This is a genomic window from Streptomyces sp. NPDC005811, assembly GCF_040630405.1.
Classification (GTDB): domain Bacteria; phylum Actinomycetota; class Actinomycetes; order Streptomycetales; family Streptomycetaceae; genus Streptomyces.
In genome coordinates, this window is sequence record NZ_JBEXXK010000014.1 from 117,707 (window position 1) to 144,326 (window position 26,620).

A 26,620-nucleotide genomic window follows, 5' to 3' on the forward strand; every position below is an offset into this window, starting at 1 on the left:
GCCGGAAGGGCAGCCGTCATGCACATCGCCATCCTCACCTTCGAGGGCTACAACGAGCTCGACTCCCTGATCGCGCTCGGTGTGCTCAACCGCGTCCGCACCGACGACTGGCGCGTCACCCTCGCCACCCCCGGCCGCACGGTGACGTCGATGAACGGAGTGGTCGTCGAGCAGATGTCCACGCTGGAGGAGGCGTGTACCGCGGACGCCGTGGTCGTCGGCAGCGGCATCGCCACGCGCGAGGTCGTCGAGGACCCTGCGATCATGAACGTCCTGCGCGGCCTGGACCCCGCGCGCCAGCTCATCGCCGCGCAGTGCTCCGGCGCGCTCGTGCTGGCCCGGCTCGGCCTACTCGACGGCGTCCCCGCCTGCACCGACCTCACCACCCGGCCCTGGGTCGTCGCCGCCGGCGTCGAGGTGCTCGACCAGCCCTTCTACGCGAAGGGCAACCTCGCCACCGCCGGAGGCTGCCTCGCCTCGCACTACCTCGCCGGGTGGATCATCGCCCGCCTCCGGGGCAGCGACGCCGCCGAGAGCGCGCTGCACTATGTCGCCCCGGTCGGCGAGAAGGAGGAATACATCGAGCGCGCCTGGCGCAACATCACCCCCTACCTGCCCGCTCCCGCACCGGCGCTCGTCTGAGACGACACCGCTTTTGGTGTACTCGCCGGTAGCTTCAACACTTGGTCCGTGACCGCCGTGTTCCAGGTGAGCGGTCGTGGAGCGCCGCTGTGTGGGGCTTGCCGCGTGAGAGACATGGGATGGGCCGGACGTGACCAGCGGGACGGGCGTGGCGGGAGGCGGAGGTCTGCCCGCCGCTTTCACCAGCTTCGTGGGGCGGCGCAGCGAGATGGCCGAGGTGCGCCGCCTTCTCGGCAGCGCGCGGCTGGTGACCTTGACCGGTGCCGGTGGTGTGGGCAAGACGCGGCTGGCGCTGGAGGCGGCCGCGGCGTCGGCTCGGGCGTTCCCGGGCGGGGTGTGGCTCGTGGATCTGGCCCCGGTGCGTGATCCGGCGGTGGTGGTGGAGGCGGCCGCGGTGACGCTGGGGGTGGCGGACCAGGGCACGCGCACGGTCCCGGAGCTGCTCGCCGCGCATGTGGCGCAGCGCCGGCTGCTGCTGGTGCTGGACAACTGCGAGCACCTGGTGGAGGCGTGCGCGGAGTTGGCGCAGTGCCTGCTGGCGGCCGCTCCCGAGGTGCGCATCCTGGCCACGAGCCGGGAGACGCTCCAGCTGACCGGTGAGCATGTCGTCGCCGTGGCACCGCTGGTCCAGGACGAGGCGGTCGAGCTGCTGGTGCAGCGGGCGGCCGCCGTACGGCCGGGCTTCCGGCTCACGGACGCGAACCGGGCGGCGGTCCACCGGTTGTGCGCGGACCTGGACGGCCTGCCGCTGGCGATCGAACTGGCCGCGTCCCGGTTGCGCACCCTGGCCGTGGAGCCGGTGATCGAGCGGCTGGAGGACCGGTTCGCGCTGCTGACGGCCGGCAGCCGTGCCGCCAGGCCGCACCAGCGGACCCTGCGCGCGGCGATCGACTGGAGCTGGGAGCTGTGCGGTCCCGCGGAACGGCTGCTGTGGAGCCGGCTGTCGGTCTTCGCGGGCAGCTTCACCCTGGAGGCGGCCGAGAGCGTCTGCTCGGGCGAGGGCCCCGCGAAGGACGACGGCCTCGCGCCGGACGAGGTGCTGGACGTACTGGACCGCCTGGTCGCCCAGTCCCTCGTCGAACACGCCGGCACCGAGCGGCAGCCCCGCTACCGGCTGCTGGAGACCATCCGTCAGTACGGGTGGGAACACCTGACGGACCGTGCCGAGGACCAGGAGGTACGGCGACGGCACCGCGACTTCTTCCTAGCCCTGGCCGAGCGCACGCACCGGGACTGGTTCGGCCCCGCGCAGGCGGACATTCTCGCCCTGCTGCATGCCGACCACAGCAATCTGATGGCCGCCCTGGAGTATCCGCGGGCGGCGGCGAAGCCCGGCCCGGACGGCGGATACCGCCCCGAGCGGGACGAGGATCGACAGGCCGCCCTGGCGCTGCCCGCCGCGCTGGTCCACCACTGGATCGCGGGTGGCTGCCTCAGCGAGGGGCGGCGGTATCTGGAACGGGCCCTGGACGCGGCGCCGGAGCCCACCGCGGCCCGGGCGCGCGCACTGTGGGTCGCCTCCCAGGTCGCCTGCACCCAGGGCGATCTCGGGGCGGCACGCCGCTTCCTGGAGGAGGCCGGCGAACTCACCGAACGGCTCGGGGACGCGGGAGCCGGCGCCCAGGTGCGGGGGCACCGCGGCGCGCTGGCGCTGTGCGAGGGGCGGACGGCCGAGGCCGTCACCCTCTTCGAGGAGGCCGTGGCCGCGCACACCGCGCTCGGCGACCGGGCCGCCGAGGTCGCATGGCGGTGCGCGCTCGGTATCGCCCTGACCCTGTGCGCGGATCCACGAGCGCCCGGGACCAGTGCGCGGGCGCTGGCCGAGACCGAGGAGTACGGCGAGCGGTGGGCCCGCGCGCGTCTGCTGATGGCGCTGGGCCGGCGGGCGTGGGAGCTGGGCGAACAGACCGAGGCCGAGGAACGGACCCGGTCCGCGCTGGGGATGCTGCGGGGCTTCAGCGACAGCATCGGCGTGGCGGACATGGTCGAGCAGCTCGCCTGGATCACGGCTTCGACGGGCGATCCGCACCGGGCCGGCCGGTTGTTGGGCGCGGCCCGGGGCCTGCGCGAGGACAGCGGCGTCACGGTCGTCGGGGACAACCCGCGGCACGCGGAGCACCACGCCCACGGCACGGCCCGGGTCCGCGGCGCCCTGGGTGCCGCGGGCTACGACGAGGCACTGGCGGCCGGCGCCGCGCTCGACGGCGCCGACCAGGTCATCGCCTACGCGCTCGGCGCTGCCGCCGGCACCGGGCCGGAGGCGGACCCCTCGCCGGCCCCCGCGAGCGGGCTGACGCGCCGGGAGGAGCAGGTCGCCGAGCTGGTCGCCCGTGGCATGACCAACCGCAGGATCGCCGCCGAACTGGTGCTGTCCCCCCGTACCGTCGACAACCACGTCAACCGCATCCTGACCAAGCTCGGCTTCTCCTCCCGTGCCCAGGTCGCCGCCTGGTGGGCCGTGAAATAGGTACCCCTTGCGCAGAACTGCTCATGACGTGGCGGCCACCCCCGGCAGACGCTGAGGACACGGCGTCCGGCGAGGGCCCGTTTCCCACACCACGGAGTAGTCGAATGGCACTGGTACCGAACAACAGCCTCATCACCGCCACGCCCGAGGAAGGGCGCGAGCTGGCGCTGAAGATGGCCCGTCTGGTGATCAAGGCGACGCAGCCGGACGACGAGGTGCGCGGCAGGCTGCGCCCGGTGTACGCCGAGAACCCGGACTCGCTCATCGCGATCGGACAGGTGGTGGCGCTGGAGTTCGCCACCATCGCGGCGGCGAACGACTACTGGCGCTGATCCGCCGCCCACCTCGTCCCATGGATACGGATCTGCTTGCGGAGTCGACGCTGAAGGACGTCGTCGACTCGATGGTGCACCTGGTGGAGTTCGCCGGTGCGCTGGTCATCCTCGTCGGCGCGTTCTGGGCGTTCGTGCAGCTCCTGAGGGGCGCGGTGCCCTGGGGACGGGCCGACGAGGCCGGGGCGCGGTCGCCACGAGGGGAGTTCGACCGCGTACGGCTCTCCTTGGGGCGGTTCCTCACGCTGGGACTCGAGTTCCAGCTGGCCGGGGACATCCTGCGCACGGCCGTCGCCCCGACGTTCACGGAGATCGGGCAACTGGCGGCGATCGCGGCCATCCGTACCGTGCTGAACCATTTCCTGGGCAAGGAGATCGAGAAGGAGCGCAAGGAGGTCGAGCGGCTGCCGGGCGAGGCGCCTGCGACGGGTCCGGCGGTCGCGTCATGACGGCGGTGCTGCACCAGCTGGCCTTGATGGTGACGCTGCTCGGACTGCTCTCGGCCGTCTGCGTCGCCGTCCGCCTGCGCCGCGTCCAGCCTACGGTCGCTCTGCTGACCGACTTCCTCGTGGCGGCGGGCCTGATCCGGCTGGCGGCGGCACCGTCGTGGACGTCGCTGACCACGGCCGCGGCGACCGTCGCCGTCAGGATGCTGGTCAACGCGGGGCTGCGGGCACTGGACGCGCGACACGCGTGAGGCGGGCGCGGCAGCAGGGGGAGTGTGCCGTACGGCGCGGCTTGTCGGCCGTGAGGCGCGGCTCGGGTGCCGTACGGCGCCGTCCGGAGGGACGGCCGCGGGCCGGGTGACCCGGTCATCAGCCCGGCCGGCCCGCGCGTCGCCCCGCCGCTCAGTCGCCCTCCTCGACCGGGAAGATGTCCTCGGCGGTCAGCCCGTGCGCCTCCCGGTGCACGGCGGTGGCGGCCTCCGCCGACGGTGCCTCCACGAGGCAGAAGACCTTTCCCTCCGGTTCGTTCACCCAGTACCTCAGGTAGCGGACCCCGAACCTGTCCTGCGTCTCCAGGTCCGCCCGGTGAGCCTGTGCCGCGTCCTGCGCGCTGACGCCGCCGCTGATCGTGTGGACGTCGAGATAGAGCGCCATGGCCGTTTTCCTTCCTGTGGCGGGCACCTCTGGTGGTGCCACACTTGATGGTCGTGGGGTTCCACGCGAAGGGCCATGACCGCACGACCGGGGCACCTGGCCGGGACCCCGGGGTCGGCTCCGGCAGGGCGGGGACACCGCCCGCGGCGGCGCCGACCACCCTTGACACGGCTCTTCAGGGGCTGCGGCTCGACGGAGCGCTCTTCTTCCGGGCCGAGTTCACCGAGGGATGGGCGTACCGCTCACCGGCGCCCGAACAGCTGGTCCGGATCCTGCGGCCGGGCGCCGGGCGCCTGATCGTCTTCCACATCGTCTCCGGTGGGACGTGCTGGGCCCGGGCCCGGGAGGGCGAGCCCCGGTGGGCCCGTGAGGGCGACGTCGTGGTGGTGCCCTACGGCGAGCGGCATGCGATGGGCGGGGCCGAGACGGCCGAGGAGGTGCCCATCCTCGACCTGCTCGATCCACCGCCCTGGCGGACCCTGCCGGTGCTCCGGCACGGCGCGGGCGGTGGACGTACCGACATCGTGTGCGGCTACCTGCACAGCGACCATCCCCTGTTCGACCCCGCTCTCCAGGCGCTGCCGCCCCTCTTCGTGGTGCGCCCGCCCGAGGGACCGGCGGCGACCTGGATCCGGTCCAGCATCGACTACGCCCTGGCGTCCGGTTCCCCGGCACCGGCCACCGACCGGACGGCGACGAGGCTGCCCGAGCTGGTGCTGCTGGAGACCCTCCGACTGCACCTGGCCACCGCGCCGGCGATCGACACCGGGTGGCTGGCCGCGCTCGCGGACCCGGTCCTCGCGCCGGTGCTGGCCCGCATGCACGCCGCGCCGGACCGCCACTGGACCGTCCAGCGGCTCGCCGACACGGCCGCGGTCTCCCGGTCGGCGCTGGACGAGCGATTCCGCCGGATACTCGGGCGCTCCCCGATCCGCTACCTGGCCGACTGGCGGATGCACCTGGCCGAGGACCTGCTCGCCACCACGGGGCACTCGGTCGGCGCCGTCGCCCGTCGGGTCGGCTACGACTCCGAGGAGGCGTTCAGCCGGGCGTTCAAACGCACCCATGCCGTGGCGCCCGGAGCCTGGCGCCGGGCGGCGGCGTCCGGGCCGCCGACCCCTGGGCTCCGCCGGCTCGAGCGAAGGAGCGAAGCCGGACTTCCCTGACGGCACTCTTGCCACTAGATTTGGTGTCATGACTGCCATCACGCTGCGTATCCCCGACGCCATGGACAAGCCGCTGCGCGACGCCGCGGCGGGCGCCCCCTCCCTCAACGACTACATCCTGCGCGCCGTGCGCCGACAGATGACGCTCGATGCCGCACGCAAGCTCGCCACGCTCGCCCCCCTCGACCTCGCGGGCGAGGGCGACGCCCTGTGACCATCCGCAAGGGCGACGTCTGGGACGTCGACACCGGCAAGGGCACGCGCACGGTTCTCGTGGTCAGCCTCGACGGGCTCGCCGAGGCCTACGGAGCCGTCGTGGTCCTGGTGCTCCACGCTCCGGCGCAGCACCCCGACACCGCGATGAGCGTGCATCTGACCACTCCGGTCGACGCCTCGCTCGTCGCCGTCAATCTCCTCCAGCTCTCCGCCCTGCGCTTCGAGTCCGGCACCCTGCACGGTTCCATCGGCCCCGAACAGCAGGAACTCGTCGACAACGCGCTGCGGGCGGTCCTCGACCTCTAGCGGGGGCTACCGGGAGGAGTCCAGGGTCCGGCGTACGACGTCCGTGGCGGAGGGCAGGACGGCGGTGCCGTCGGCGGTACGCGCGTGGCCCCCTCGGCCGACCGGGCTGCCGGCCGGGGAGATCGGGGGTTCGGGGGTTCGGGGGAGAGCGCAGTCAGGGGCGGGGGCGGCGGATGTGGGTGGGACGTCTTCACCCAGGGCTTGGCGATCAGGCCGGCCGCCACTGCCCGCTCTGCGAGCAGCCCGGGCGCCGGTGCGATCGAGGCCCCGCACGGTGAGGTAGGCGTCCACCAGAGGGACATGGCTCGCGGGCCACGAAGACCTCACCGGCCTCATCTGACCGCGACGAGCGTCGCGTACACGACGACGTTGCCCCGGTATCCCGTCGCCTTGCTGTAGCCGCCCCCGCAGGTGATCACCCGTAGGTCGGCCCGCCCGGAGCTGCCGTACACCATCCTGCTGGGGAAGTGCGCCTTGTCGTACACCTCGACGGCCTCGACGGTGAACACGGCGGTGCGCCGGTCCACCCGGTCGATCTCGATCACCTTGCCCTTGGTGAGGACGCCGAGTCCGAAGAAGACGCCGGGTCTGCCCGTGCGCTGGTCCACATGGCCCGCGGTGACGGCCGTGCCGACGGATCCCGGAGTCGTGCCCTCGCTGTACCAGCCCGCGAGCCGGGGATCGTCCGCGGGCGGAGGATCGAGCGCCCCGGCCGCGTTGAGGTGCAACTTGGCGAGAGGGACGTTCACGTCGATGAACGGGATCCGGAGCCGGAGGGGTTCCGCGGGCGGGAGCGGGGAGACCACGGGCTCCGCCGCGGGGACGGTCCGGTGGGCGGCGGGGCCCGGCAGCGGCGGGAAGGCCTGGTCCGCCGAGGGCTGCGGCGGCTGCTCGTAGTGCAGCGCGCCGACCACCAGCACGGCACCTGCCACGAGCGTCCACAGCAGAAGTCCGACGGACGGGACGAACGAGGAGGAGCGGGAGGAAGGACGGGAGGAGGTGCGGGAGGAGGAACGGGAGGACGACGGGTGGGTGGTGCGCCTGGAGGCCATCGCGGTCGGGTTCGCCTCGAGTCGGAAGTGGGGAAGGGGGTACGTCGATCGGATCCTCGCGGCTCCCCGGACGGGCAGGGTGGTCCGGGGAGCCGCGAGGATCACGGGCCGTCAGTTAGTGTTACGGCTCGCGCGGTGACGCATCCTCACCAGCCCCCCGGCCGCGGCCGCGGCGACCAGCGCCGCCCCGAGGGCGAGCTGCGGAGCCGTGTTGCCGCTCGGCCCGAAACCGGCCTCGACGGCACCGTCGGGTTCGCGTGCGGCGATCTGGTAGGTGTCCGTGATCTTGATCCGCGGCGGGCACTTGACGGTGACGGTGTCGGTGTCGGCCGACGACCCTTCCGGCAGCGTGAACTCGCCGGTGAGCACGCCCTTGCTCTCGCCGGCGAAGAGGTGGAACGCTCCTGCCAGCTCCGACTCGCCCTTGCCGTACGTCTCCGCGCCGCAGGCGGTGGTGCTGACGGTGACCTTGGAGCCGTGGGCGCTCTGACGGATGTCGAGACCGGAGTCATCGGCTGCGGCGGCGACCGGAATCTGCAGAGCCAGGACACCGGCCGTCAGGCCGATACCGATACCCACACGTGTGATGCCCACGAGAATCCTCCAACTGCTCGGCTTGCGGCCTGTCGGTGCGGCGCCTGTGTGCGCCACTGACGAGGCAACCGACGCTGCGTCAGATCCGCAACCGGACGGATCGCCCCGCCCCTCGCCCGCCCCTCGCCCGGGCAGGCGTACGTGCCGCCGCCGCACGGGCATGTGCACAGGTCAGCCCGGTGTCCGGTGCGGTGGTGGAGGACATGCGCGAGTGCGGCGAACAGGCTGACGCGCCTACACCGACCGGGTGCCGCCGGAGTTCTCACGCTGCGGTCCTGGAGCGGCACTTCCCGCCCCAGGACCTCGCGTCCCGACCGCGCCGCAGGGCTAGACGCGGTCCTGGAAGACGCAGTTCCACACATGCGTACCGGCCACGCCGCCGTCGGCGCGCACCGCCTGGAGCGTGTAGAAGTGCGTGGTCCCGCGCGCGGCGGTGGTGTCCGTGTAGGTGCGGGTCTGGGCCGGCAGCAGTCCCGTGTGCAGCGGCTCGTACGCCTTCGTGGCCGCGTTCCACCGGCTGACCCGGTAACCGGCCACGCCCTCGCACTCGACGGTCTTGTCACACCGCCAGTTGATGGACGGCCCGTCCTCGGCCGGCCCGCCGATCACGGTGCCGTACCCCACGGGGCCGAGGTCCCAGTCCCGGACGACCGTCACCTCCGGCCGGACGTCCAGCTCGGTGGCCTCGACGAGCGTGACCTTCGGGTCGTTCGGCGAGAGGGCGTTGCCCCAGCGGTCCCTGGCGACGACCGCGTACACGTTCGTCTCGCCGTCCGGCAGATCGCCGCACAGGACGGCCCATGGGTCGCTGGTGCCTTCGCGGCAGGCGGTGGAGCCGAGCCACTTGACCGTGCCGTCGGCCTGACGCACGCCGGTCCAGGCCATGTAGCGCGCCAGATCGTCCTCGGTCGAGGCCGCCCAGCTCACCAGCACGCCGTCGGCGCGCGGGGTGGCCCGCACACCGGTGACGGGGCCGGGCGCGACACGGTCGCCGGTGCGGACGACGAGCGGGGCGGACAGTGCCGACTCGTTGCCGGCCGGGTCCACCGCCGCGACCGCGTACGTCACATACGCGCCCTCGGGCATGTCCAGGTCGTGGCAGATGCCGCCGGTGCTGGTCTCGTCGCTCTGCTCGGCGCAGGTGACGCGGGTGAGCGCGGCCGGGTCGAGGGCGGTGCCGGGTGAGCGGTAGACGTGGTACGTCCCGCCGTTGTCGAAGTCCTCGTAGAAGCCGTCGGGCTGATTCCAGTACACCTCGGTGTCGCCGACGTCGACGACGGAGCCGAGATCGGTCGGGGACTTCGGCGGCGTACGGTCGACGCCGTCGCCGGTGACCGTGGCGTACGCGCCGGGGTTGCCGAGCGCGTCGAGGGCGCGGACGCGGTAGTAACGGGCCGTGTTCTCGGGGGCGTCGGTGCGGTACGACGTCGTGCTCGTCGTGCCGAGCAGCGCGAACGGGCCGCCCGGCGCGGAGGAGGCGGACACCTCGTACGCCGTGGCGTCGGCGACCTGCTGCCAGGCCAGGGTGGCCCACCACGCGTCGCCGACGACCGTGAGACCGGTCGGCGCGGCCGGGCCCGTGCGGTCCACCGTCGCCGCGGTGGTGTCGAGGCTGCCGGTCGACTCGCGGCCCGCCTTGTCGACCGCGCGGACCTCGTACAGGAAGGTCTGGCCCGTGGCGGGCGTCGCGTCCACGAACGAGCGGGAGGTGAGCGGCGACGCACCGCTGACCTTCGCCCACGACGTGGTGCCCAGCCGTCGGTACACGCGGTAACCGGCGAGGTCCATCTCCTTGTTCGCGCTCCAGCGCAAGGTCGTCTTCGTGGTGCCCCCGTCGTACGCGGCGGTCAGGCCGGTCGGGGCCAGCGGCTTGACCGTGTCGACGGCGGCCTCGGTGCGAGGGGCGTACGTGAACGCGGCGCGGGCGGCACCGGTCCAGGCGACGTAGTCCACACGGAGCGTGTGCTTGCCGGCCGGGACGGCCAGGTCGACGGTCCTGCGGGCGGTCGTGGAGACGTTCCTCCACAGGTCGATCTTCCGCACCCCGTCGACGTACACGCGCATGCCGTCCTGCGTGGCGGCGGAGAGCCGGAAGGGACCGCCGGAGCCGAAGTCCCGGGTGAGGGACCAGCGGACGGAGAAGTTGTCCCTGGGCAGGGTGACGCCGGCCGGGTCGCCGTACCCGTAGTCCTCGGCGACGGCGGAGTCGCAGGCGGTCAGCTTCGGCGTACCGCTGAAGGTGGAGTTGCCGAAGTACTGCGCCTTCCAGAGGGGAGAGGCACAGGTGACGGCCGCGGCGGCCGGGGTGGCGGTGAACAGGCCGCCGGTGGCGGCGAGAGCGGCCGTCGCGGCGAGCGCGGTCAGCCGAGTACGAGTCATCACAGAGAGTGCGGCCCCTTCCGGACCATGGGAAAGAAACAGGTGACACGTGTGTGACTCATGAGGTGATCACAGGGTTGCCCGACATCTCAGCCGGGAGCGGAGCCTTCGCCCGGGGGCCGACGGAGCAGATGCAGGCAGACGACCATGGCGAGGAAGGTCTGCCGCTCGGAGGTGTCCAGGTGGGGGGTCGTCTCGACGACGTACTGCTGCAACCCCAGCCACCGGTCGACGGTGCTCACCGTGACACGGCCGAGGCTCTCCGGCTCCCCGTTCGGCAGCGGATCGGTCTCCGTGAGCCGCCATTCGATCCCGACGAGGGCCGTCCGCGTCAGGAAGAGCGGGCGGCTCCGATCCGTCCGGAAGCTCAGCTGCCGGGTCTTGACCAGCCCGGAGGCACGGGCGCGGCCGACCTCCCGGCCCTCCGCGTCGAGAAACCGGAACCGCACCGGGGTCCAGGGGGCGAGCCCGACGTGCCGCTCCACGCGGAGGATGAACGCGCCCGAGAGGCGGGCCAGGAGGAAGTCCGTGTCGTCGGTGTTGATCACCTCGGCGAGCGGTGTCCCCTCCACGGTGGACACGGCCAGGTCGGGGCCCTTGTATCTGCGCCACCCCGAACGCTTCGGCTGCCGCACCACGACGGCCGACAGCGCGAACAACTCGGGCTCCGTCATCGGTCTTCCTCCCCGCCGTGGTCCCCCTCGACCGACCACGTCCACTGTGACGGAGCCGCCGCCGGTTTCCCACCCCTGCGGCCGACCCGCGTCGGAGCCGCAGGCCCCGGCCTCAGCGCGCGAGTCTGCGGGTGCCCCCCTTGCTCCTGCCGTCGGGCCACAGCCGCGGGCGGCGCTTGGCGGCCAGGTCCTCCGCCCAGCCCGCGCCCACGATCATCAGACCGATGAGCGGCCAGACCAGCAGGAACATCAGGATGTTGTACGACGAGTCGAGCGCCGCCACCGCGCCGTCGCTCTGCAGGAAGGGCAGGTCGTAGGCGAGGTCGATGATCGGGACGGTCGCCATGATCAGGAGGTTGTGCCAGAGGTAGATCGTCACGGCACGGTTGTTGGAGAGCGTCACCAGCGGATCCCACCGGCGCAGCCGGCCGGGCAGCTCCTGCCAGGACGGCGAGTACTGGAGGAGGATCACCACGAACCCGAAGGACCAGCAGGCCTGAGCCAGCGGGATGTCGTTCAAATCCCAGCCGTCGGGCCCGAGATGGCCCGAGGCCCACCACAGGCCGAACGCCATCACCAGGGCCGACACCGACACGGCCAGATAGCGCGGGATCCGGGCCAGCACCCCGTCGTGGTGCGCGAAACCGAGCACCCAGCAGGCGCCGTACACGCCGAAGTCGCTGACGGCGTTGCCGGTCTCGCCGGGGATCGGGACGAGACCCGTGCCCACCACCGCGGTCAGGGCGAGCGGGGCGAGCACCGTCGCCCACGGGGCCCGCCGGAACGCCCACAGCAGCAGCGGGGAGGCGATCACGAACCACAGGTAGGCCCGCAGGTACCACAGGACGCCCGCCGCCTGGACGGCCCAGGTCTCCTCCAGGAGGCCCGACTTGGAGCCCAGCTGCCACGGGAACGGCGGGGCGCCGATCGGCACGACGTAGTCGAACAGCTCCACGACCCCCCAGACGCCGCCGTGGTCGGGGTCCTTGAGGGGGTTCCAGCCCGCCGCGAACATCATCGTCAGCATCACCGCGCCGAACAGCCACATCGGCGGCAGCAGCCGGCGCAGCCGGCCCCGGATCACCCCGAGCGCCGGACGGCTCAGGGAGCGCGCCATGAGCGAGCCCGCGAGCGCGAACATGACGCCCATCGAGGGGAACAGGATGGTCAGCCAGGCCCAGCCGAACAGGTGGTACACGACCACGCGGACCAGGGCGATGGAGCGCAGCAGGTCGAGATAGCGGTCCCGGCCGGAGGGCCGGCCGGACGGCCGCTCGTCGCCCGCGGGGGGCGGGGTGCGGTCGTCGGCACGGAGGCCTGCGCCGGCCGTCGGTCCGGGGTTCATACGGCGGGGCTCCGATCGGTGAGGGGGTGGCCGCTTCCGCCGGGCGCCCCGACGACGCCGGTGCGGCGCAGCTTCTGCCAGCGCAGCCGGCCGCCGGTGAGGGCGGTGATCCAGGACTGGAGCAGGACGACGTACATGAGCTGGCGGTAGAGGATCTGCTGGAGCGGCAGCGAGAGCAGGTGGGTCATCCGTTCGCGGTCCAGCCGGAACGCGTACGCCGCGCACACGGCCTGCACGGCGAGCACGCCGAGCCAGGCCACCAGGGTCTTCTGGGTCGGGCCGAACACCACCCCGTAGAGCAGGAAGACATCGATGAGGGGGGCGAGGAGCGGGGCGACGACCATGAAGAGGGAGACGAGCGGCAGCCCGACGCGTCCGAAGCGGCCGGAGGGGCCCTTCTCGACGACGGCGCGCCGGTGCTTCCAGATCGCCTGCATGGTGCCGTACGACCAGCGGTAGCGCTGCGACCACAGCTGCTGCACGGACTCCGGGGCCTCGGTCCAGGCCCGGGCCTTCTCGGCGTAGACGACCTTCCAGCCGTCGCGGTGGAGCGCCATGGTGATGTCGGTGTCCTCGGCGAGGGTGTCGTCGCTCATCCCGCCGACCCGCTCCAGCGCCGACCTGCGGAAGGCTCCGACGGCGCCGGGGATGGTGGGCATGCAGCGCAGGACGTCGTACATGCGGCGGTCGAGGTTGAAGCCCATCACGTACTCGATGTGCTGCCAGGCGCCGATGAGGGTGTCCTTGTTGCCGACCTTGGCGTTGCCGGCGACGGCACCCACGGTGGGGTCGGCGAAGGGCTGGACGAGTTCACCGACGGTGGCCGGTTCGAAGACGGTGTCGCCGTCCATCATCACGATCAGGTCGTACCGCGCGTTGGCGATTCCGCGGTTGAGGGCGGCGGGCTTGCCCGCGTTGAGCTGCCGCACGACCCGCACACCGGGCAGACCCATGGCCTCCACGATCCGGGCCGTGCCGTCCGTCGACCCGTCGTCGATCACGATGATCTCGATCGGATGGTCGCTCGTCATCAGGGAGCGCACGGTGTTCTCGATGCACTTGGCCTCGTTGTACGCGGGCACGAGCACCGACACCGGTTCCGTGACGGGCGCGTTCGGACCCCAGGTGAAGCCCCGGCGGCGGACCCTGCGGGCGTGTGCCGCGGACAGGAGCAGCATCAGCAGGAAGCGGCCGATGACCAGGGTGCCGACCACGGCCAGCCCGGCCACCAGCACACCGGTGATCCCCTCCGAGGCCTGGACCAGGAAGATCCACGCCACGCCCTTCCACAGGTCGAGGCCGGTGACGGGGGTGTGGGCGCTGGGCGCGCCGAGCGCCTCCGTGAGGTTGTCGAAGCTGTAGCCCTCGGCCTTGAGCGTCGGCAGGAACCGGTCCAGGGCCTGCACCGTCTGGTGGCGGTCGCCGCCGGAGTCGTGCATCAGGACGATGGCGCCCTTGCCGCCGTGCGGGGTGGCGCGCCGGATGATCTCGTCGACGCCCGGCTTGCGCCAGTCCTCGCTGTCGGTGTTGTTGACGACCGTGATGTAGCCGCGGCTGCCGATGTACTGGGTCACCGGCCACGACTTGTTGTCCATGGCGTCGGCGAACGAGGAGTACGGCGGCCGGAACAGCGAGGTGCGGATCCCGGCCGCGCCGCCCAGGGCGAGCTGGTTCTGGGTCAGCTCCCAGTCGATGCGCTTCTTCGACTGGTAGGAGAGGTCGGGGTGGTTGAAGGTGTGCAGCCCGATCTCGTGACCCTCGTCCACCATCCGCTTCACCAGGTCGGGGTAGCGGGAGGCCATGGTGCCGGTGATGAAGAAGACGGCGTGCGCGTCGTGCTTCTTCAGGACGTCGAGGACCTTCGGCGTCCACTTCGGGTCGGGGCCGTCGTCGAAGGTGAGGACGAGCCGGTGGTCCGGGACCTTCAGGGAGCTGGTGCCGCCGTTGCGGGTGTCGATCACGGGGCCGCCGTCGATGATCTCCTCCGGCACCTTGTCCGACGCCGCCTCGGGGCGGATGCGGTGGTCGGCGAGGATCTCGCTGTGGACGTAGCCCCGCAGCATCAGCATCGCGACGAGGGCGGTGAGCAGCAGGACGGGCAGCAGCAGCCGCATGGGAACGCGGCGTCTGGACGCCGGGGTGTCCGGCGCGGCGGGTCTGCGACGGCGGGAGAAGGGGCGCATCGGGCGGTGTGCTCCGGGGAGGAGAGAGGGAACGATTCTGCTGGGGGTGGCGGCGGGGAGCGGCTGTGTTCAGGGGCGGGGGATCACAGGCCGGAGTCCGTGACGGTTCCGCCGGAGTCCGAGCCGCCGTCGGCCGGGGAGGCGGACGGCGAGGACTCGGATCCCGGGTCCGTCGAGGCCTCGGCGGCCGGCGACCGGGTGGGGGACTGGGCGGTCTCGGTCGCCCCGGTCGTCTGCTCGGTGTCCGCGGGAGCGGCGGTACGGGTCGCCGAGGGCTCGGCGTCGGAGGAGGCGCCGGTGTCCACCGCGCCGGCCGACAGACTGGGCACCGAGGTCCCGCTCGTCGACCGGGCCGAGGCGGTGCCGCCCGCCGAGGCGTCCGCGGCCGGGGTGGCACCCGGCTCGGTCGCGGCGGCGGACTCCGTCGGCCCGGTGGGGACCTGGACCTCGGCGGCCGGGGCCTCCTCCTGCTGCCCCGGGACCGGGAGCCACGGCGCGTCGGAATGGCCCGACACGAGCGTGGCGACGATCACGCCCGCGTAGAGCGCGCAGACGGTGCCCACGCCGATGCCGATGCGCCGCAACCGTCGGCTGCGGCGCCCCGTCTCGTCCACGAACACCGGCTTGTCGGCGGCGGAGCGGTCGGCGGCGGTGTTCCCCCGGAGCCGGTTCGCGGCGTCCACGGCGGCCCCGACCGTCACGACGTCGAGCTGGACCGTCACCTCGCCCGGATCGTGACTGTGCTCCGGCTCCACGTCCCGGAGCGGATCCGCGACAGGGATCTGCCAGGTCACTGATGGAGCGGGACGCTGGTCTGGTTGGGCGTCTTCTCGCCACATTTTCACGGGTGCACATTTCCCATGGGCCGGTCGGGGGAGCGTCATGACCGTGCGCGCATGTCGGATATGCGCACCCATAGACAACTGAACGAGCCCCCTGCTAGATCACGTTCGAAGGAGAAGGTATCTCATGTGATGAAAATGTGTGCGCACAGCCCAGATTCTGGATTTTCCATGGAGTCTGAATCTGGCTGAAAGAAGCAGTCGTTGATGTGCGGGGCGCGGAGGGGGCGTGCCGCGGTGCCCCCTCCGCACCGGTCAGCGGTCCTGGGCCAGGGCGTAGAGCTCGCCGACGAGACTGCCCTCGGTGGCGATCAGCTCGTCGAACGTGCCCTGCTCGCGGATGCGGCCCTTGTCCAGGGCGATGATCCAGTCCGCGAGGCGCACATTGTCGAGGCGATGGGTCACGATCACGGTGATCCGGTCGTCCTTGTGCTGCCGGAGCTGGTGGAAGATCCGGTGTTCGCCGCGGGGGTCCATCTCGCTGGTCGGCTCGTCGAGGACGAGGACGGCCGGCCGCCGGTACAGGGCCCGGGCGCAGGCGGTGCGCTGCCACTGTCCGCCGGACAGCTCGTGCCCGCCCCACACCGACCGCGCGAGCAGCGTGTCGAGCTGATCGGGAAGGTCGCGGAAGACCTCGCCCATCCCGACGCGCTCGGCCGCTTCCCAGATCTGCTCGTCGCCGTGCTCACGGGGCTGGCCCAGCGTGATGTTCTCCCGCGCGGCCAGGGGCCAGCGGCCGTGCCGCTGCGGCACGAGACCGACATGACGCCAGACCGATTCGGCGTGCGCGGTGGCGAGGTCGGTCCCGTCCCACAGCACTCGTCCGCCGCTCGCCACGGTCAGGCCGGCGAGCAGCCGGACGAGGGTGGACTTCCCGGCCCCGTTCTCGCCCACGAGCGCGACCACCGTGCCGCGGTGGAGCGTGAGGGAGACGGATGCGAGGGCCGGTCCGTCCTTGCCGGGGTAGGTGTACGACACGTCCTCCAGGGTCACCTCGCGCGGGGCCGCGGCCCGAGCGCCGCCGCGGTCGACGGCCTGGGACCGGTAGGCGCCGATGAAGGTGTAGTAGTCGTGGAGATAGAGGCCGTGGTGGAACATGACCGCCGAATAGCGGACGATGCCGTTCAGGGCGCGCCCGCAGCTCTGGGAGGCGACGATCGCGGTTCCGGCGACGGCCGTGCTCATCGCCCCGGCCAGGACCAGGCCCGCCAGTGCGGCCCACATGCCCACCGTGAAGGCGCCGGCGAGCGAGGCGGCGAGCAGCGTCACCAGCAAGTAGGGCCGCGATCCTTCGAGTTCACGCCCGACGACCCGGTCGCACATCGCGCGGTACCAGTAGTGCAGGTACGGGCGCATGGTGTTGGCCCGGAGCTCGTCGGCCAGCTCGGGGGTGGTGAGCCACCATCGCATCATCGACCGTACGTTGCGGGCGGAGATCGTGCGGTCGTGCGTGCGGTAGTCGATCCGCGCGGCGATGACACCGCCCATGCCGCGCGGGACGACGGACAGCACCAGGACGGCGAGCAGCAGCGGATGCAGGCTCGTCAGGACGCTTGCCGCGGAGACGAGCTGGACGAGGCCCTGGGTCAGGGTCTTGGCGTCGTCGGCCAGGTCGACGGCGCGCATGGAGCCGATCTCGGCGGCCTGGCTCGCGTCCTTGAACCCTTCCTCGTCGTAGGCGGACAGCTCGACCCGCATATGCAGGTCGATCATGGTCAGGTCGGCGGCGGCCGCGATCTGCGGGTTCAGCCGACGGGTGGCCCAGTCCGCCAGGATCCACGCGGCGGACCCCCCGGCCATGGCCACGACCGCGACCGCGAGGGCCGGCAGGGCCGCCTCCAGGCCGGAACGCGGATCCTCGGCGGCGAGCAGCGGCCCCAGGGCGCGGGAGACGGAGGTCAGCATGACGAAGGTGCCGATCCCGGACAGCAGTTGGCACACCAGGATGGCGATCACCATACGGCGGTCCACGGACCACGCCAGCCGGGCGGTCTGTGCCAGCGCCCGGGGGATGCGCCGCGCCATCTCCCACAGGGTGGCGTCCTCCATGGCCAGCCGATGCCGTCGGCCCTTGAAGTCGAGCTCCGGCGGCGGTGACGGCTGGACGGGCGCCTGCCGGGCACCGGGAACGGCCGCGGGCGGGCGGCCGTCGGAGGCGCCGTGCGGCTCACCGGTCAGCGGCCGCGTCATGCGCCCCACCTCGATGACGGGCGTGCCGCGGAGGCGAACAGGGCGCGGCGTACGTCAACAGGACGCCGGAAGGCGGCCGGCTCCGCCACGGGGTCGGGCACCCGGAGATGTTCGAACGTGGGACGGAGCGCGCTGAGCACGGACAGGGGATACACGGGTCCTCCCGGTTGAGGTCGAGCGGGCAAGGCAACCGGAGAACGTCGCTGCTCAAGGAGGCGACACGGGCCGGAGGGGGCGACTCTTCGACAGCAAGTTCGAGGTGCGCGCCGACCGGGCAAGGGGGGCCGGGGACACGGTCCCCTGTGCGGCCGTTCGATTCACCCGGGAGGGTGGGGAGTCGGCGCCGTCACTCGCGTGGGCGATTGCCCGGAGTGCGGCGGCGACGGCACCGGCCGGCCCCCGGAGCGCACGGCCGTCCGGGTGCTCCCTGGTAAAATGGGGGCACGCTTCGACACCGCCGGGGCCCGTACCGAGGGGTACGGGCCCCGGCGCGTTCCGGAGACCCGACCAGAAAGGCTCCCCATGGACGCGAAGCAGCCGGACCCCGCGCTCGCCCCCCGGACCGATGCCCCGAGCCCGCGGAACCCGTCCGAGGGCCTGCCGCCGGCCCCGTCCTTCGACGCCCTCGGGCTGCCCCCGGCGCTGGTGGAGACGATGAACGGCCTGGGGGTGAAGGACCCCTTCCCGATCCAGGCGGCGACCCTGCCCAACGCGCTGGCGGGCCGCGACGTCCTCGGCCGGGCGCGGACCGGCTCCGGCAAGACGCTGGCGTTCGGCCTGGCCCTGCTCGTACGGACGTCGGGGCTGCGCGCGGAGTCGAAGCGGCCGCTCGCTCTGGTCCTGGTGCCGACCCGGGAACTCGCCCAGCAGGTGACCGACGCCCTGGAGCCCTACGCGCAGGCGCTCAGGGTACGCCTCGCCACCGCGGTGGGCGGGCTCTCCATCAACCGGCAGCAGGCGGCGCTGCGCGCGGGTGCCGAAGTCGTCGTCGCCACCCCGGGACGACTGACCGACCTCGTCTCCCGCCGCGACTGCCTGCTGAACCACGTGCGGATCACCGTGCTGGACGAGGCCGACCAGATGTGCGACCTCGGGTTCCTGCCCCAGGTCACGGACCTCCTGGAGCAGATCCCCTCCGACGGGCAGCGGCTCCTGTTCTCGGCCACGCTCGACCGCAACGTCGACCAGCTGGTGCGGGACCACCTGCACGAGCCGGTCACCGTGTCGGTCGACCGGGTGACGGGCTCGGTCGCCACGATGGAGCACCATGTGCTGAACATCCACGCCGCCGACAAGTACGCGACCGCCACCGAGATCGCCGCGCGGGACGGCCGGGTGCTGATGTTCCTGGACACCAAGGCCGGTGTCGACCAGTTCACCCGTCAGCTGCGGGCCAGCGGCGTCCGCGCCGCCGCCCTGCACAGCGGAAAGTCCCAGCCCCAGCGCACCCACACGCTCGCCCAGTTCAAGGAGGGCGGGATCACCGTCCTGGTGGCCACCAACGTCGCCGCGCGGGGCATCCACATCGACGCGCTCGACCTGGTCGTCAACGTCGACCCGCCGGCCGACGCCAAGGACTACCTGCACCGGGGCGGGCGCACCGCGCGCGCCGGCGAGTCCGGGCGGGTGGTCACGCTGGTCACACCCCAGCAGCGGCGCGAGGTCAACCGGATGATGACCGAGGCCGGGATCCGGCCCACGATCACGCAGGTGCGCTCCGGTGAGCAGACGCTGACCGCCATCACCGGGGCGAAGCGTCCGCCGGCCGGGACCAAGTCCGACGGCGGCAACGCCCCCTTCCGCGGCCTCGGCACCCGCCCCGGCCGCGCCAAGGAGTCCCGCAAGGCCGCCGAGGCCCGCAAGACGGCGGAGGCCCGCGCGGCGGCACGCGTCCGCAAGGGCCGCTGACACCGCACCGGCGGCGAGGGCGGCCACGGCTCACACCGGGGCCGCCCCCAGGAACCACGCGGAGGGATCACCTCTTCCGCCAGGGTGAGGCGGAATCCGCACGCGGTCAGCAGCGTGCGCCACTCGTCGAGACTGTGCTCCCGCCCCCCGTGCTCCGGGAGATGTACACCAGACGTCCCAACGACCCATGCGACCACCGCCGATGGGCCTGGCAGCGTGCGCGGAATCGAAGCGCACCCGGTCGCACACGAGTTCAGCCCCGCCGCCCCCGAGGAGCGGACCGCGCGGTCATGAGCGCGGCCCCGTCCGCCGTCAGATCCCCGCCACCTTGGCGCTCGCCGTCACCTCGTAGACCAGGGTGACCGAGCGCCGGCTGCCCGGTGCGAGGGCCAGCTTCCAGTGCGCGACACCGTCGGAGTCGAGCAGGTCGGGTGCGGGGGAGCAGGCCTCCTCACGCAGGCGCACCTGCACCGCCGAGACCTCCGAGACCGGGATCCGCTCGCGCAGGACGACCGTCCTCTCGTCCCGCTCGCCCGGGGCGGAGAACCGCGACACATGGAGCCGTACGGTCCGGGTCACCACGGTCCGCTGGGTGAGCGAGGCCGTGTCACGGGACTCCTCGGCGTCCCGGACGACCCGCAGGTCGTCACGGCTGCCGTAGGCGAGTTCGACGGGAGCGCCCGGGGCCGTGAAGTCCAGCGTGCCGCGCCCGGTGAACCCGCTGCCCCGCAGCAGGTCGACCGGGCCGGCGAGCAGAGCGTGACCGGCCGCGTTGTCGAACCGCACCACCTGGGTGACCAGCGGGGACAGCTCGGGAGCGGACGCGTACTCGCTGCTCGCGGGGGCGGTGAAGACGGAGAGCGGTACCCGGTGGGCACGGCCGTCCGAGGGCACCGACACCGGCGCGGGGGAGCGCAGCACCCGTACCTCGCCTCCGTCGTCCACCCCCGGCAGACCGACCACCGGCGCCGGGCCGAGGTCCGAGATCTCCTCCTCCCGCAGCTCCACGTCGATGGTGCGGCGCTCGGCGGCCGGCCGGTCCTGGAGGACCAGCCGGTCCTCGCCGAGCCGCGGCGGATCGGTGGCCAGCGCCGAGCGCGCCGTCGACAGCGTCAGCCGTACGCCGGACCAGTCCTCGCCCGTGCGCTGCCAGACCATCGCCTCGGTCTCCAGCGTGACGGCGTCCCCGTCGAGCACGGCGCGGTAGGCGGGCCGCCACAGCGCACAGGGGGTGAGATGGGTCAGGCGCAGTGCGGCCGGTCCGGCGGCCGAGGCCTCGACGGTGAGCTCGATGTGGCCGGTCAGCTCGGCCGGTTCGTCCTCGGCGAGGTCCAAGGCCTCGCGCGCGGCGTCGAGTTCCGCGGTGAGGTCGGCCAGACGGGCTTCCGCGGCACGCAACAGCTCGGCGCAGGAGTCACGTTCGTCGTCGACCCGGTCCAGTTCGCGGGTCCAGCGGGGCCCTTCGTCCTCGCCGGTGCCGGCGCCCTCGCCGATCTCCCGCAGCAGGTCGGCCGCGAGGCGGCCGAGTGTGTCGAGGCGCGTCCGCAGCCGGTCACGCCGCTGCTCCAGTGCGAGCCGCTCGTCCTCCAGACGGACCGTGTGGTGGCGCAGGGTGGAGTCCTCGTCGGTGGGGCGAGGCCCGCGCGGCCGCCAGGCGCGGACGATCCGCACGTCGAGCACGGTCGCCGGGTGGTCGGCGGTCAGCTCCGCCTGGAGGGTGCGGTCGACGGCCAGCGCGCTGACGGGCCCGAGACGCAGCCGCTGGACGCCGGCCGCCAGGTCCAGGACGGCCGTGCGCTCGACCTGGGCACGGTCCTCCAGGCAGGTGACGGCGGTGACGGGGAGGGGGATCGGCTGCGGTGCCGTGGGCATGGCCGTGGACATGGGGTGGGTCAGCTCCTGCGGTTGCCGCCGGCCAGGGACTTGCCGGAGGGGATGCGGATCTCGTAGCCGCCTTCGAGGGCGGCGGTGCCGCCCGCGGGCAGCTCCACCCGCCACAGGCGGGTGCCGGGCGCGTGGTGGTCCGGTCCGGCGCCGTCGCGGGGGGCCGTCCAGTCGGCCCGCTCCTCGACGCGGACGTCCGAGTCCGAGGTGACCGGGACCCGCTCGCGGACCTCGACGGTGACCGGCCCGGCGAGCCGGTTGGCCAGCTCGATGTGGACACGGTGGTCGAGCACGGTCGTCTGGTTGCGCATGCCCGCCGTCGACTCACGCAGGTGCGTACGCCGGGTGACCCGGACGCCCTCGGCCGGACCGAGCCCCACCCGGCAGACCCCACCGGGGGCGAGCGTGGGCAGCGCGGCGGTCACCAGGAAGTCGTCTCCGGCGGTGACCTCGACCGGGCCGGCCAGCAGGGCCTGGTCGGTCGCGTTCGACACGACGAGCGTCGCGTAGACGGTCTGCTCCACGGACGGCACACAGAGGTGTTCGACGCGCAGACCGACCGGAATCCCACCGACGGTGACGGTGTGCCAGGCGCCGTCCGAGGGGATGTCGGCGCGGGCCACCGCGTCGAAGCGGTGGTCGAAGGAACCGGCCGACTCCCGGGGCCGCACCCCGTGGCCCGGCAGCGGCAGCGCGGCCACCGCGTCGGCGCGGCGCCGGTACTCGGCGGCCACCGGGTCGAAGGGCAGGTCGGGGAACAGCAGGCCCCGGCGGCCGCCCTGCTCGTCCGGCCCGCACAGGACGAGGGCGGTGTAGTCGAGTTCGGCACCGCTCGGCTGCGGCGGACCCGCCGCCACGGCCGGCGGCGGCGCGGCCTTGCCCAGGCGCGCGGCGCTGTCGTGCGCCGAGCGGGCCAGGGCGCGGGAAACCGGGGCGGCGAGGGCGGGGGAGGGCGGCGCCAGGGCGGCGGGAACGGCGGCCGGGCTGCCACCGGAACGTGGCCGGCTTCCCGGCGCCGAAGGGACGGCCGGGACCGGTGGGACGAAGCCGTCCAGGGCCCCGCCCATGACCTCGGGGTAGGCGCCGTCGGACGGGAAGGCGGTATCGGGGACGGCACCCGGGAAGGGGCTCGGGACGGGCACACCGTAGCTCTGCGGAGGCGGAGGCGGAGGCGGAGGCGGAGGCGGAAGCGGAGGCGTCGGAAGCGGCGGCCCGGCGACTCCGACGCTCAAGGGCCCGCCGGCCGGCTCGGGGCGGCGGCCCGCCGCGTCGTACCCGGCGAACAGGTCGGCCAGACCCGCCGGGGGCTCGCGCCAGCCGGAGGGTTCGGGGCCGGACTGCCGACGCCCGATCCGGATCGAGCGGAGCCTGGGCAGATCGGTGCGGCGGCGCAGGTCGGCGGTGGCCAGCGCGATCCGTACGCCGGTCCAGTCCTCGCCGGTGCGCTGGGCGACCGACGCGCGCAGCACCATACGGCCGCTGCCCTCGTCCTGCCGGTGGGTGAGCCGATAGGTGGGCACCCACACGGCGCCGGGCACCCCGTACTCCACCTCCACCTCCACCTCGGCGCCCTCGCCGCCGTCGAGCGTCAGGACCGCGGAGACGGTGGTCTCCACGTGTGCCGCCGGTGCGTCGGTGGAGGCGCGGGCGAGGCGGTCCTCGGCGAGGGACAGTTCGTGCTCGACGCGGCGCAGCGCCTCCTCCTGTTCGACGAGGCGGGCGTGCAACGCGGTCAGCCGTTCGTCGACGAAGTCCGCCAGCCGAAGCCATGCGTCGACCGGGGTACGGCGATGCGGATCGTCCTTCCTGCGCGCCGGAGGAACCGGGCGCAACGCCCCGACCTCCGCGATCAGTCCGAGCCCGCGATCACGGCGCCCCCGGGCCGCCGCGCACTCCTCGCGCAGCCGCTCCACCTCACGTCGTAGCCCTTCCGGCGCCTCGGTGCCGAGCGGTTCGGCCCCGACCTCCACCCGGGCCGCACCGACGCGCACCGCGGAACCGCCCAGGACACGCGCCCGGAGGGATCCCGCGTCCAGTGAGCGCGGCAGTCCCGTCACCCGCACCCGGCCGTCCGGCGGTACGACACCCCGGGCCAGCCGACGGCACACCGCGCCCTGCGCGTACACCACGACCGAATCGAGGCGCGACTCCCACCCCTGTGCCGTCTCCGACGTCGTCATCCGCTCCCCCGGGCCGTGACTGTACTGAGCGCAGCCTACGCCGACCGGCCGACCGCCCTTTCGCCGAGCCCCCGGTGGCGGTGCCGTGCGTCACCGCGGGCCATGGGTCAGCTCCGGCTCGTGCCGTGGCGCGTGGTCGTGGCGGGGGAGCAGCAGGGGGCTGGTGAGGATGAGCAGGCCCGCCGCCGCGAGAGCGGTGCGTGGGCTGGTGAGGTCGGCGAGCAGCCCGGCGAGTGCGGTGAGGGTGGCGATGGCCGCCTGCTGGCCGATCGACCAGGCCGACAGGGTACGGGCGACGAGATGCTTCGGGGTGTGTTCGAGCCGGTAGGTCGCGAGCACCGGGGTGTACAGGCTCATGTTGACGATGATCGCCAGCTCGACGGCCATCACGGTGACGAGGCCGACGACGCCGGGACGGACGAAGACCAGGCCGACGAGCCAGACGGCGCGCAGGGTGCCGACGGTCCGGAAGACCGCGTGCCGGCCGTGACGGGCCACGACGCGGCGGGCCAGCCGGGAGCCGACGAGCCCGCCGAGGCAGGGGGCGGCGAAGGCGAGGGCGTACTGCCAGGGTGGGAACCCGAGCTGGCGGAGGAGGAGCACGGCCAGCAGCGGCTCGGTGGCCATGATCAGACCGGCGACGAGCAGGTTGTTGAGGTAGAGCGCCCGCAGGCCCGGATGGCCCAGGATGTGCCGCCAGCCGTCCAGCAACGCGCCCGCCCGGTCCGGGCTGGTGCCGGAAGACGGCGGGGCCTCCTCCCGGCCGCGGATCGCGGTGATGCCCAGTGCGGAGAGGAGGTAGCTGAGTGCGTCGGCCACCACGGTGGTGACCGGCCCGAACACGCCGATCGCCGCCCCGCCCAGCGGTGGCCCGATCGCGATGGAGCTCCAGTTCGTGGACTCGAACCGGGCGTTGGCGACCAGGAGATCGTCCGGCCGCACGAGGGACTTGAGGAGGGCGCCACTGGCCGCGTTGAAAGCGATCTTGGCCGCGGCGACCACGGCCGAGATCACGAGCAGCTGGACGAAGCCGAGCCGGCCGAACGCGTAGGCGACCGGGATCGTCGCCATGGCCGCGAACCGGGTCAGGTCCATCGTGATCATGACCGGGCGCTTGCGCCGGAACTCCACCCACGGCGCGAGCGGCACCGCGATCAGCGCGCCCACGGCAGGACCCACCGCGGACAGCGCGGACATCTCTGCGGGACCGGCGTGCAGCACCAGCACGGCGATCAGCGGCAGCGCACCGAACCCCAGCCCGGACCCGTAGGCGCTCACCGCGTACGCCGCCCACAGCCACCCGAACGGCCGCCCCAGGCGTCTTCTGCCCACCACGCTCAGCACTCCCACCCGAACAAACCGACGTTGACCCAGGAGAGCTAAGCGAGCGGCACAGCAGCAGGTCAAACAACTACCCGGCCATCCACCCACAACCATGCGTTGTTGCCTAAGGTGGCCGCTGTGGATCTCGAAGCAGTACGCACCTTCGTCGCCGTCGTGGAAGCGGGCCAGTTCCAGAAGGCCGCCGCGGATCTGTCGATCACCCAGCAGGCCGTCTCCAAGCGCATCGCCGCGCTCGAACGCAGCCTCGGCGTGCGGCTGTTCACCCGGGCCGCCCGCGGCACCGAGCTCACCATCGACGGGCAGGCGTTCCTGCCCCACGCGCGCGAGCTGCTGCGGGTCACCGAGCGCGCGGTCGCGTCCGTACGCCCCGGCCGCCGGCCGCTGCGCGTCGACGTGATCGCTTCGCGCGGCGCGGCGTCGGGACTGATGCGTGACTTCCACCGGGCGCACCCCGGGATCGAGCTCGACGTGGTGATGCTCTTCGAGATGGACACAGCCGTCGCCGCCATCCGCTCCGGAACCATCGACGCGTCCTTCCGCGCCGTCGCCGTGCCCGGTCGCCCCCTTCCCGAGGACATCGGGTCCGTCCGGGTGCTCGACGAGCCGCTCCAACTCCTGACCGGCCCCGCCCACGCGCTGGCGAGCGCCCAGTCGGTGACCCTCGCCCAGCTCGTGGGCCACCGGATCTGGATGCCCGGCATCGTCCCCGGCACCGAGTGGGGTGCCTACTACGACGACCTCGTCGCCGAGTTCGGCCTCACCATCGAGGCGACCGGCCCCAACTTCGGTTCCGACGCGCTCCTCGACACCATCGCCGACACCCCGGCCCTGGCCACCTTCATGGGTGAGCACACCCGTCTCATCTGGCCCGCCGGCCACGGCTTGCGCCGTATCCCGGTGACCGACCCGACCCCCGTCTACCCGCACTCGCTCCTCTGGCACCGCGACAACCCCCACCCGGCGCTGACCACCCTCCGAGCCCACCTCGCCACCACGACGGCGGACCGGGACACCACCGGGGTCTGGACACCGGGCTGGGTGCTTCCCCGCTGAACGCTCCGCGGGCGCGGGGCACGAGGTCCGGTTCAGCGGGTGAGGGCGTCCGGGAGCTCGTGGAGGGAGTGGATGACGCGGATGCGGCCGTTGGTGACATGGCCGGATTCGTTGTTCGCCCGGTCGAGCCAGAAGGCGTGCAACCCCGCGTCGTGTGACCCCATGGCATCGATCGTGTACTTGTCTCCGACGTAGGCGACCTCGTGGGGCGGGAGACCGAGGGACGTACAGCCCGCGAGAAAGATGCTCGGTGCGGGCTTGGCGGCGCCGTGCTGGTCGGAGCAGATGAGCACGTCGTCGAAGTAGGGCAGCAGACCGATGGCGTGCAGCTTGTCGCGCTGGTGGCCGACGGACGAGTTGGAGACGATGCCGAGGCGGTAGTCCGGTGCGAGTGCCCTGAGGACGGGCTCGGCATCAGTGAACGCCGCCCAGGCGGCGTTGCGGAGGGCTTCGTAGCCGGCGAACCACGCGGACGCTTCCTCGTCCGGCATGGCGGAGGTGTCCTGCCCGAAGTGGGAGAGGAACTGGCGGGTACGTTCGATCCGCTGCTCGGAGAAGGTGAGCTCGCCGCTCAGGAAACGTGCGTACTGCGCTTCCATGATCTTCCGCCAGAACGCGAGCGCCGTGTCGGGGTCGGGGAACCGGTCGAGCAGCCGTTGGTCCTCCAAGTGGGCGAGCACGCCGATGCGTTCCGAGGACGAGTAGTCGAACAGGGTGTCGTCGACATCGAAAAGCACACCTCGGATGGGCATGAGACCGTCCG

The 26,620-nt window shown here is 72.9% G+C and carries 23 protein-coding genes; 10 read left to right on the forward strand and 13 right to left on the reverse strand.

Annotated elements, in window-relative coordinates; genetic code table 11:
• Window positions 1-18 precede the first annotated feature (18 nt).
• From ABZ490_RS17205 to ABZ490_RS17225, 5 genes are all read left to right on the forward strand, one after another.
• Entirely contained in the window at window positions 19-642 is a 624-nt protein-coding gene (locus ABZ490_RS17205; RefSeq protein ID WP_358990243.1) for a DJ-1/PfpI family protein, read from the forward strand.
• Between the two features lie 130 nt (window positions 643-772).
• A complete protein-coding gene (locus ABZ490_RS17210) occupies window positions 773-3,109 on the forward strand; it encodes a LuxR C-terminal-related transcriptional regulator (protein ID WP_358990246.1) in 2,337 nt (778 codons plus the stop codon).
• 104 nt (window positions 3,110-3,213) lie between these two features.
• Window positions 3,214-3,441, forward strand: a complete 228-nt coding sequence (locus tag ABZ490_RS17215) for a hexameric tyrosine-coordinated heme protein (protein ID WP_358990249.1) — start codon at window positions 3,214-3,216, stop codon at window positions 3,439-3,441.
• Between the two features lie 20 nt (window positions 3,442-3,461).
• Entirely contained in the window at window positions 3,462-3,890 is a 429-nt protein-coding gene (locus ABZ490_RS17220) for a DUF1622 domain-containing protein (protein ID WP_358990251.1), read from the forward strand.
• Window positions 3,887-4,138 (forward strand): hypothetical protein, encoded by a 252-nt coding sequence (locus tag ABZ490_RS17225; protein ID WP_358990253.1) that lies wholly within the window; start codon window positions 3,887-3,889, stop codon window positions 4,136-4,138. Before ABZ490_RS17220 ends, ABZ490_RS17225 begins: the two co-directional genes overlap by 4 nt.
• Before the next feature lie 151 nt (window positions 4,139-4,289).
• Here the strand turns inward: ABZ490_RS17225 and ABZ490_RS17230 are convergent, their stop codons facing one another.
• Window positions 4,290-4,541 carry a DUF4242 domain-containing protein gene (locus tag ABZ490_RS17230; protein ID WP_358990255.1) on the reverse strand — a complete coding sequence of 84 codons (252 nt, stop codon included), beginning with the start codon at window positions 4,539-4,541 and terminating at the stop codon, window positions 4,290-4,292.
• A 53-nt stretch (window positions 4,542-4,594) separates the two neighbouring features.
• Between ABZ490_RS17230 and ABZ490_RS17235 the strand changes: the two genes are divergently transcribed.
• The 3 genes from ABZ490_RS17235 to ABZ490_RS17245 are packed head-to-tail and all read left to right on the forward strand — an operon-like array spanning window position 4,595 to window position 6,229.
• On the forward strand, window positions 4,595-5,707 hold the full coding sequence (locus tag ABZ490_RS17235) for an AraC family transcriptional regulator (RefSeq protein WP_358990258.1): 1,113 nt from the start codon (window positions 4,595-4,597) through the stop codon (window positions 5,705-5,707).
• Window positions 5,708-5,735: 28 nt separating this feature from the next.
• Window positions 5,736-5,921 (forward strand): hypothetical protein, encoded by a 186-nt coding sequence (locus ABZ490_RS17240; protein ID WP_358990261.1) that lies wholly within the window; start codon window positions 5,736-5,738, stop codon window positions 5,919-5,921.
• Window positions 5,918-6,229 (forward strand): hypothetical protein, encoded by a 312-nt coding sequence (locus ABZ490_RS17245; RefSeq protein WP_358990264.1) that lies wholly within the window; start codon window positions 5,918-5,920, stop codon window positions 6,227-6,229. Before ABZ490_RS17240 ends, ABZ490_RS17245 begins: the two co-directional genes overlap by 4 nt.
• Before the next feature lie 332 nt (window positions 6,230-6,561).
• On the opposite strand, the gene ABZ490_RS17250 is transcribed toward ABZ490_RS17245, so the two are convergent.
• The 8 genes from ABZ490_RS17250 to ABZ490_RS17285 all read right to left on the reverse strand — a co-directional run bounded on the left by ABZ490_RS17250 (window position 6,562) and on the right by ABZ490_RS17285 (window position 17,488).
• Window positions 6,562-7,281, reverse strand: coding sequence for a class F sortase (locus tag ABZ490_RS17250; protein WP_358990266.1), 720 nt, complete (start codon window positions 7,279-7,281; stop codon window positions 6,562-6,564).
• A gap of 111 nt (window positions 7,282-7,392) precedes the next feature.
• Window positions 7,393-7,875, reverse strand: coding sequence for a sortase (locus ABZ490_RS17255; RefSeq protein WP_358990269.1), 483 nt, complete (start codon window positions 7,873-7,875; stop codon window positions 7,393-7,395).
• A 327-nt stretch (window positions 7,876-8,202) separates the two neighbouring features.
• Window positions 8,203-10,254: a PA14 domain-containing protein gene (locus tag ABZ490_RS17260; protein WP_358990271.1), complete on the reverse strand. Its 2,052-nt coding sequence runs from the start codon at window positions 10,252-10,254 to the stop codon at window positions 8,203-8,205.
• A gap of 89 nt (window positions 10,255-10,343) precedes the next feature.
• A complete protein-coding gene (locus ABZ490_RS17265) occupies window positions 10,344-10,928 on the reverse strand; it encodes a hypothetical protein (protein ID WP_358990274.1) in 585 nt (194 codons plus the stop codon).
• A gap of 112 nt (window positions 10,929-11,040) precedes the next feature.
• The gene (locus tag ABZ490_RS17270) at window positions 11,041-12,273 is read right to left on the reverse strand and encodes an acyltransferase (protein WP_358990277.1); all 1,233 of its coding nucleotides are present in this window, start codon (window positions 12,271-12,273) and stop codon (window positions 11,041-11,043) included.
• Complete coding sequence (locus ABZ490_RS17275) at window positions 12,270-14,456, reverse strand: glycosyltransferase (protein ID WP_358990279.1); 2,187 nt, start codon at window positions 14,454-14,456, stop codon at window positions 12,270-12,272. Before ABZ490_RS17275 ends, ABZ490_RS17270 begins: the two co-directional genes overlap by 4 nt.
• Before the next feature lie 83 nt (window positions 14,457-14,539).
• A complete protein-coding gene (locus ABZ490_RS17280) occupies window positions 14,540-15,250 on the reverse strand; it encodes a hypothetical protein (RefSeq protein WP_358990281.1) in 711 nt (236 codons plus the stop codon).
• Between the two features lie 303 nt (window positions 15,251-15,553).
• On the reverse strand, window positions 15,554-17,488 hold the full coding sequence (locus tag ABZ490_RS17285; RefSeq protein WP_358990283.1) for an ABC transporter ATP-binding protein: 1,935 nt from the start codon (window positions 17,486-17,488) through the stop codon (window positions 15,554-15,556).
• Window positions 17,489-18,010: 522 nt separating this feature from the next.
• Between ABZ490_RS17285 and ABZ490_RS17290 the strand changes: the two genes are divergently transcribed.
• A complete protein-coding gene (locus tag ABZ490_RS17290; RefSeq protein ID WP_358990286.1) occupies window positions 18,011-19,396 on the forward strand; it encodes a DEAD/DEAH box helicase in 1,386 nt (461 codons plus the stop codon).
• A 312-nt stretch (window positions 19,397-19,708) separates the two neighbouring features.
• On the opposite strand, the gene ABZ490_RS17295 is transcribed toward ABZ490_RS17290, so the two are convergent.
• The 3 genes from ABZ490_RS17295 to ABZ490_RS17305 all read right to left on the reverse strand — a co-directional run bounded on the left by ABZ490_RS17295 (window position 19,709) and on the right by ABZ490_RS17305 (window position 24,795).
• Window positions 19,709-21,268: a mucoidy inhibitor MuiA family protein gene (locus tag ABZ490_RS17295; RefSeq protein ID WP_358990451.1), complete on the reverse strand. Its 1,560-nt coding sequence runs from the start codon at window positions 21,266-21,268 to the stop codon at window positions 19,709-19,711.
• A 20-nt stretch (window positions 21,269-21,288) separates the two neighbouring features.
• Entirely contained in the window at window positions 21,289-23,460 is a 2,172-nt protein-coding gene (locus ABZ490_RS17300) for a DUF4139 domain-containing protein (RefSeq protein ID WP_358990289.1), read from the reverse strand.
• Window positions 23,461-23,550: 90 nt separating this feature from the next.
• Window positions 23,551-24,795 (reverse strand): MFS transporter, encoded by a 1,245-nt coding sequence (locus tag ABZ490_RS17305; protein WP_358990292.1) that lies wholly within the window; start codon window positions 24,793-24,795, stop codon window positions 23,551-23,553.
• 126 nt (window positions 24,796-24,921) lie between these two features.
• On the opposite strand from ABZ490_RS17305, the gene ABZ490_RS17310 reads away from it, so the two are divergent.
• Window positions 24,922-25,857, forward strand: coding sequence for a LysR family transcriptional regulator (locus tag ABZ490_RS17310; RefSeq protein WP_358990295.1), 936 nt, complete (start codon window positions 24,922-24,924; stop codon window positions 25,855-25,857).
• Between the two features lie 32 nt (window positions 25,858-25,889).
• Here ABZ490_RS17310 and ABZ490_RS17315 read toward each other — a convergent pair whose 3' ends face one another.
• On the reverse strand, window positions 25,890-26,609 hold the full coding sequence (locus ABZ490_RS17315) for an HAD family hydrolase (RefSeq protein ID WP_358990297.1): 720 nt from the start codon (window positions 26,607-26,609) through the stop codon (window positions 25,890-25,892).
• Window positions 26,610-26,620 lie beyond the last annotated feature (11 nt).

Coding starts and splice junctions, on each gene's coding strand:
- ABZ490_RS17205 (WP_358990243.1), top strand. CDS start 19: ATGCACATCGCCATCCTCACCTTCGAGGGCTACAACGAGCTCGACTCC.
- ABZ490_RS17215 (WP_358990249.1), top strand. CDS start 3,214: ATGGCACTGGTACCGAACAACAGCCTCATCACCGCCACGCCCGAGGAA.
- ABZ490_RS17220 (WP_358990251.1), top strand. CDS start 3,462: ATGGATACGGATCTGCTTGCGGAGTCGACGCTGAAGGACGTCGTCGAC.
- ABZ490_RS17225 (WP_358990253.1), top strand. CDS start 3,887: ATGACGGCGGTGCTGCACCAGCTGGCCTTGATGGTGACGCTGCTCGGA.
- ABZ490_RS17230 (WP_358990255.1), bottom strand. CDS start 4,541: ATGGCGCTCTATCTCGACGTCCACACGATCAGCGGCGGCGTCAGCGCG.
- ABZ490_RS17240 (WP_358990261.1), top strand. CDS start 5,736: ATGACTGCCATCACGCTGCGTATCCCCGACGCCATGGACAAGCCGCTG.
- ABZ490_RS17250 (WP_358990266.1), bottom strand. CDS start 7,281: ATGGCCTCCAGGCGCACCACCCACCCGTCGTCCTCCCGTTCCTCCTCC.
- ABZ490_RS17260 (WP_358990271.1), bottom strand. CDS start 10,254: ATGACTCGTACTCGGCTGACCGCGCTCGCCGCGACGGCCGCTCTCGCC.
- ABZ490_RS17265 (WP_358990274.1), bottom strand. CDS start 10,928: ATGACGGAGCCCGAGTTGTTCGCGCTGTCGGCCGTCGTGGTGCGGCAG.
- ABZ490_RS17270 (WP_358990277.1), bottom strand. CDS start 12,273: ATGAACCCCGGACCGACGGCCGGCGCAGGCCTCCGTGCCGACGACCGC.
- ABZ490_RS17275 (WP_358990279.1), bottom strand. CDS start 14,456: ATGCGCCCCTTCTCCCGCCGTCGCAGACCCGCCGCGCCGGACACCCCG.
- ABZ490_RS17285 (WP_358990283.1), bottom strand. CDS start 17,488: ATGACGCGGCCGCTGACCGGTGAGCCGCACGGCGCCTCCGACGGCCGC.
- ABZ490_RS17290 (WP_358990286.1), top strand. CDS start 18,011: ATGGACGCGAAGCAGCCGGACCCCGCGCTCGCCCCCCGGACCGATGCC.
- ABZ490_RS17295 (WP_358990451.1), bottom strand. CDS start 21,268: ATGCCCACGGCACCGCAGCCGATCCCCCTCCCCGTCACCGCCGTCACC.
- ABZ490_RS17300 (WP_358990289.1), bottom strand. CDS start 23,460: ATGACGACGTCGGAGACGGCACAGGGGTGGGAGTCGCGCCTCGATTCG.
- ABZ490_RS17315 (WP_358990297.1), bottom strand. CDS start 26,609: ATGCCCATCCGAGGTGTGCTTTTCGATGTCGACGACACCCTGTTCGAC.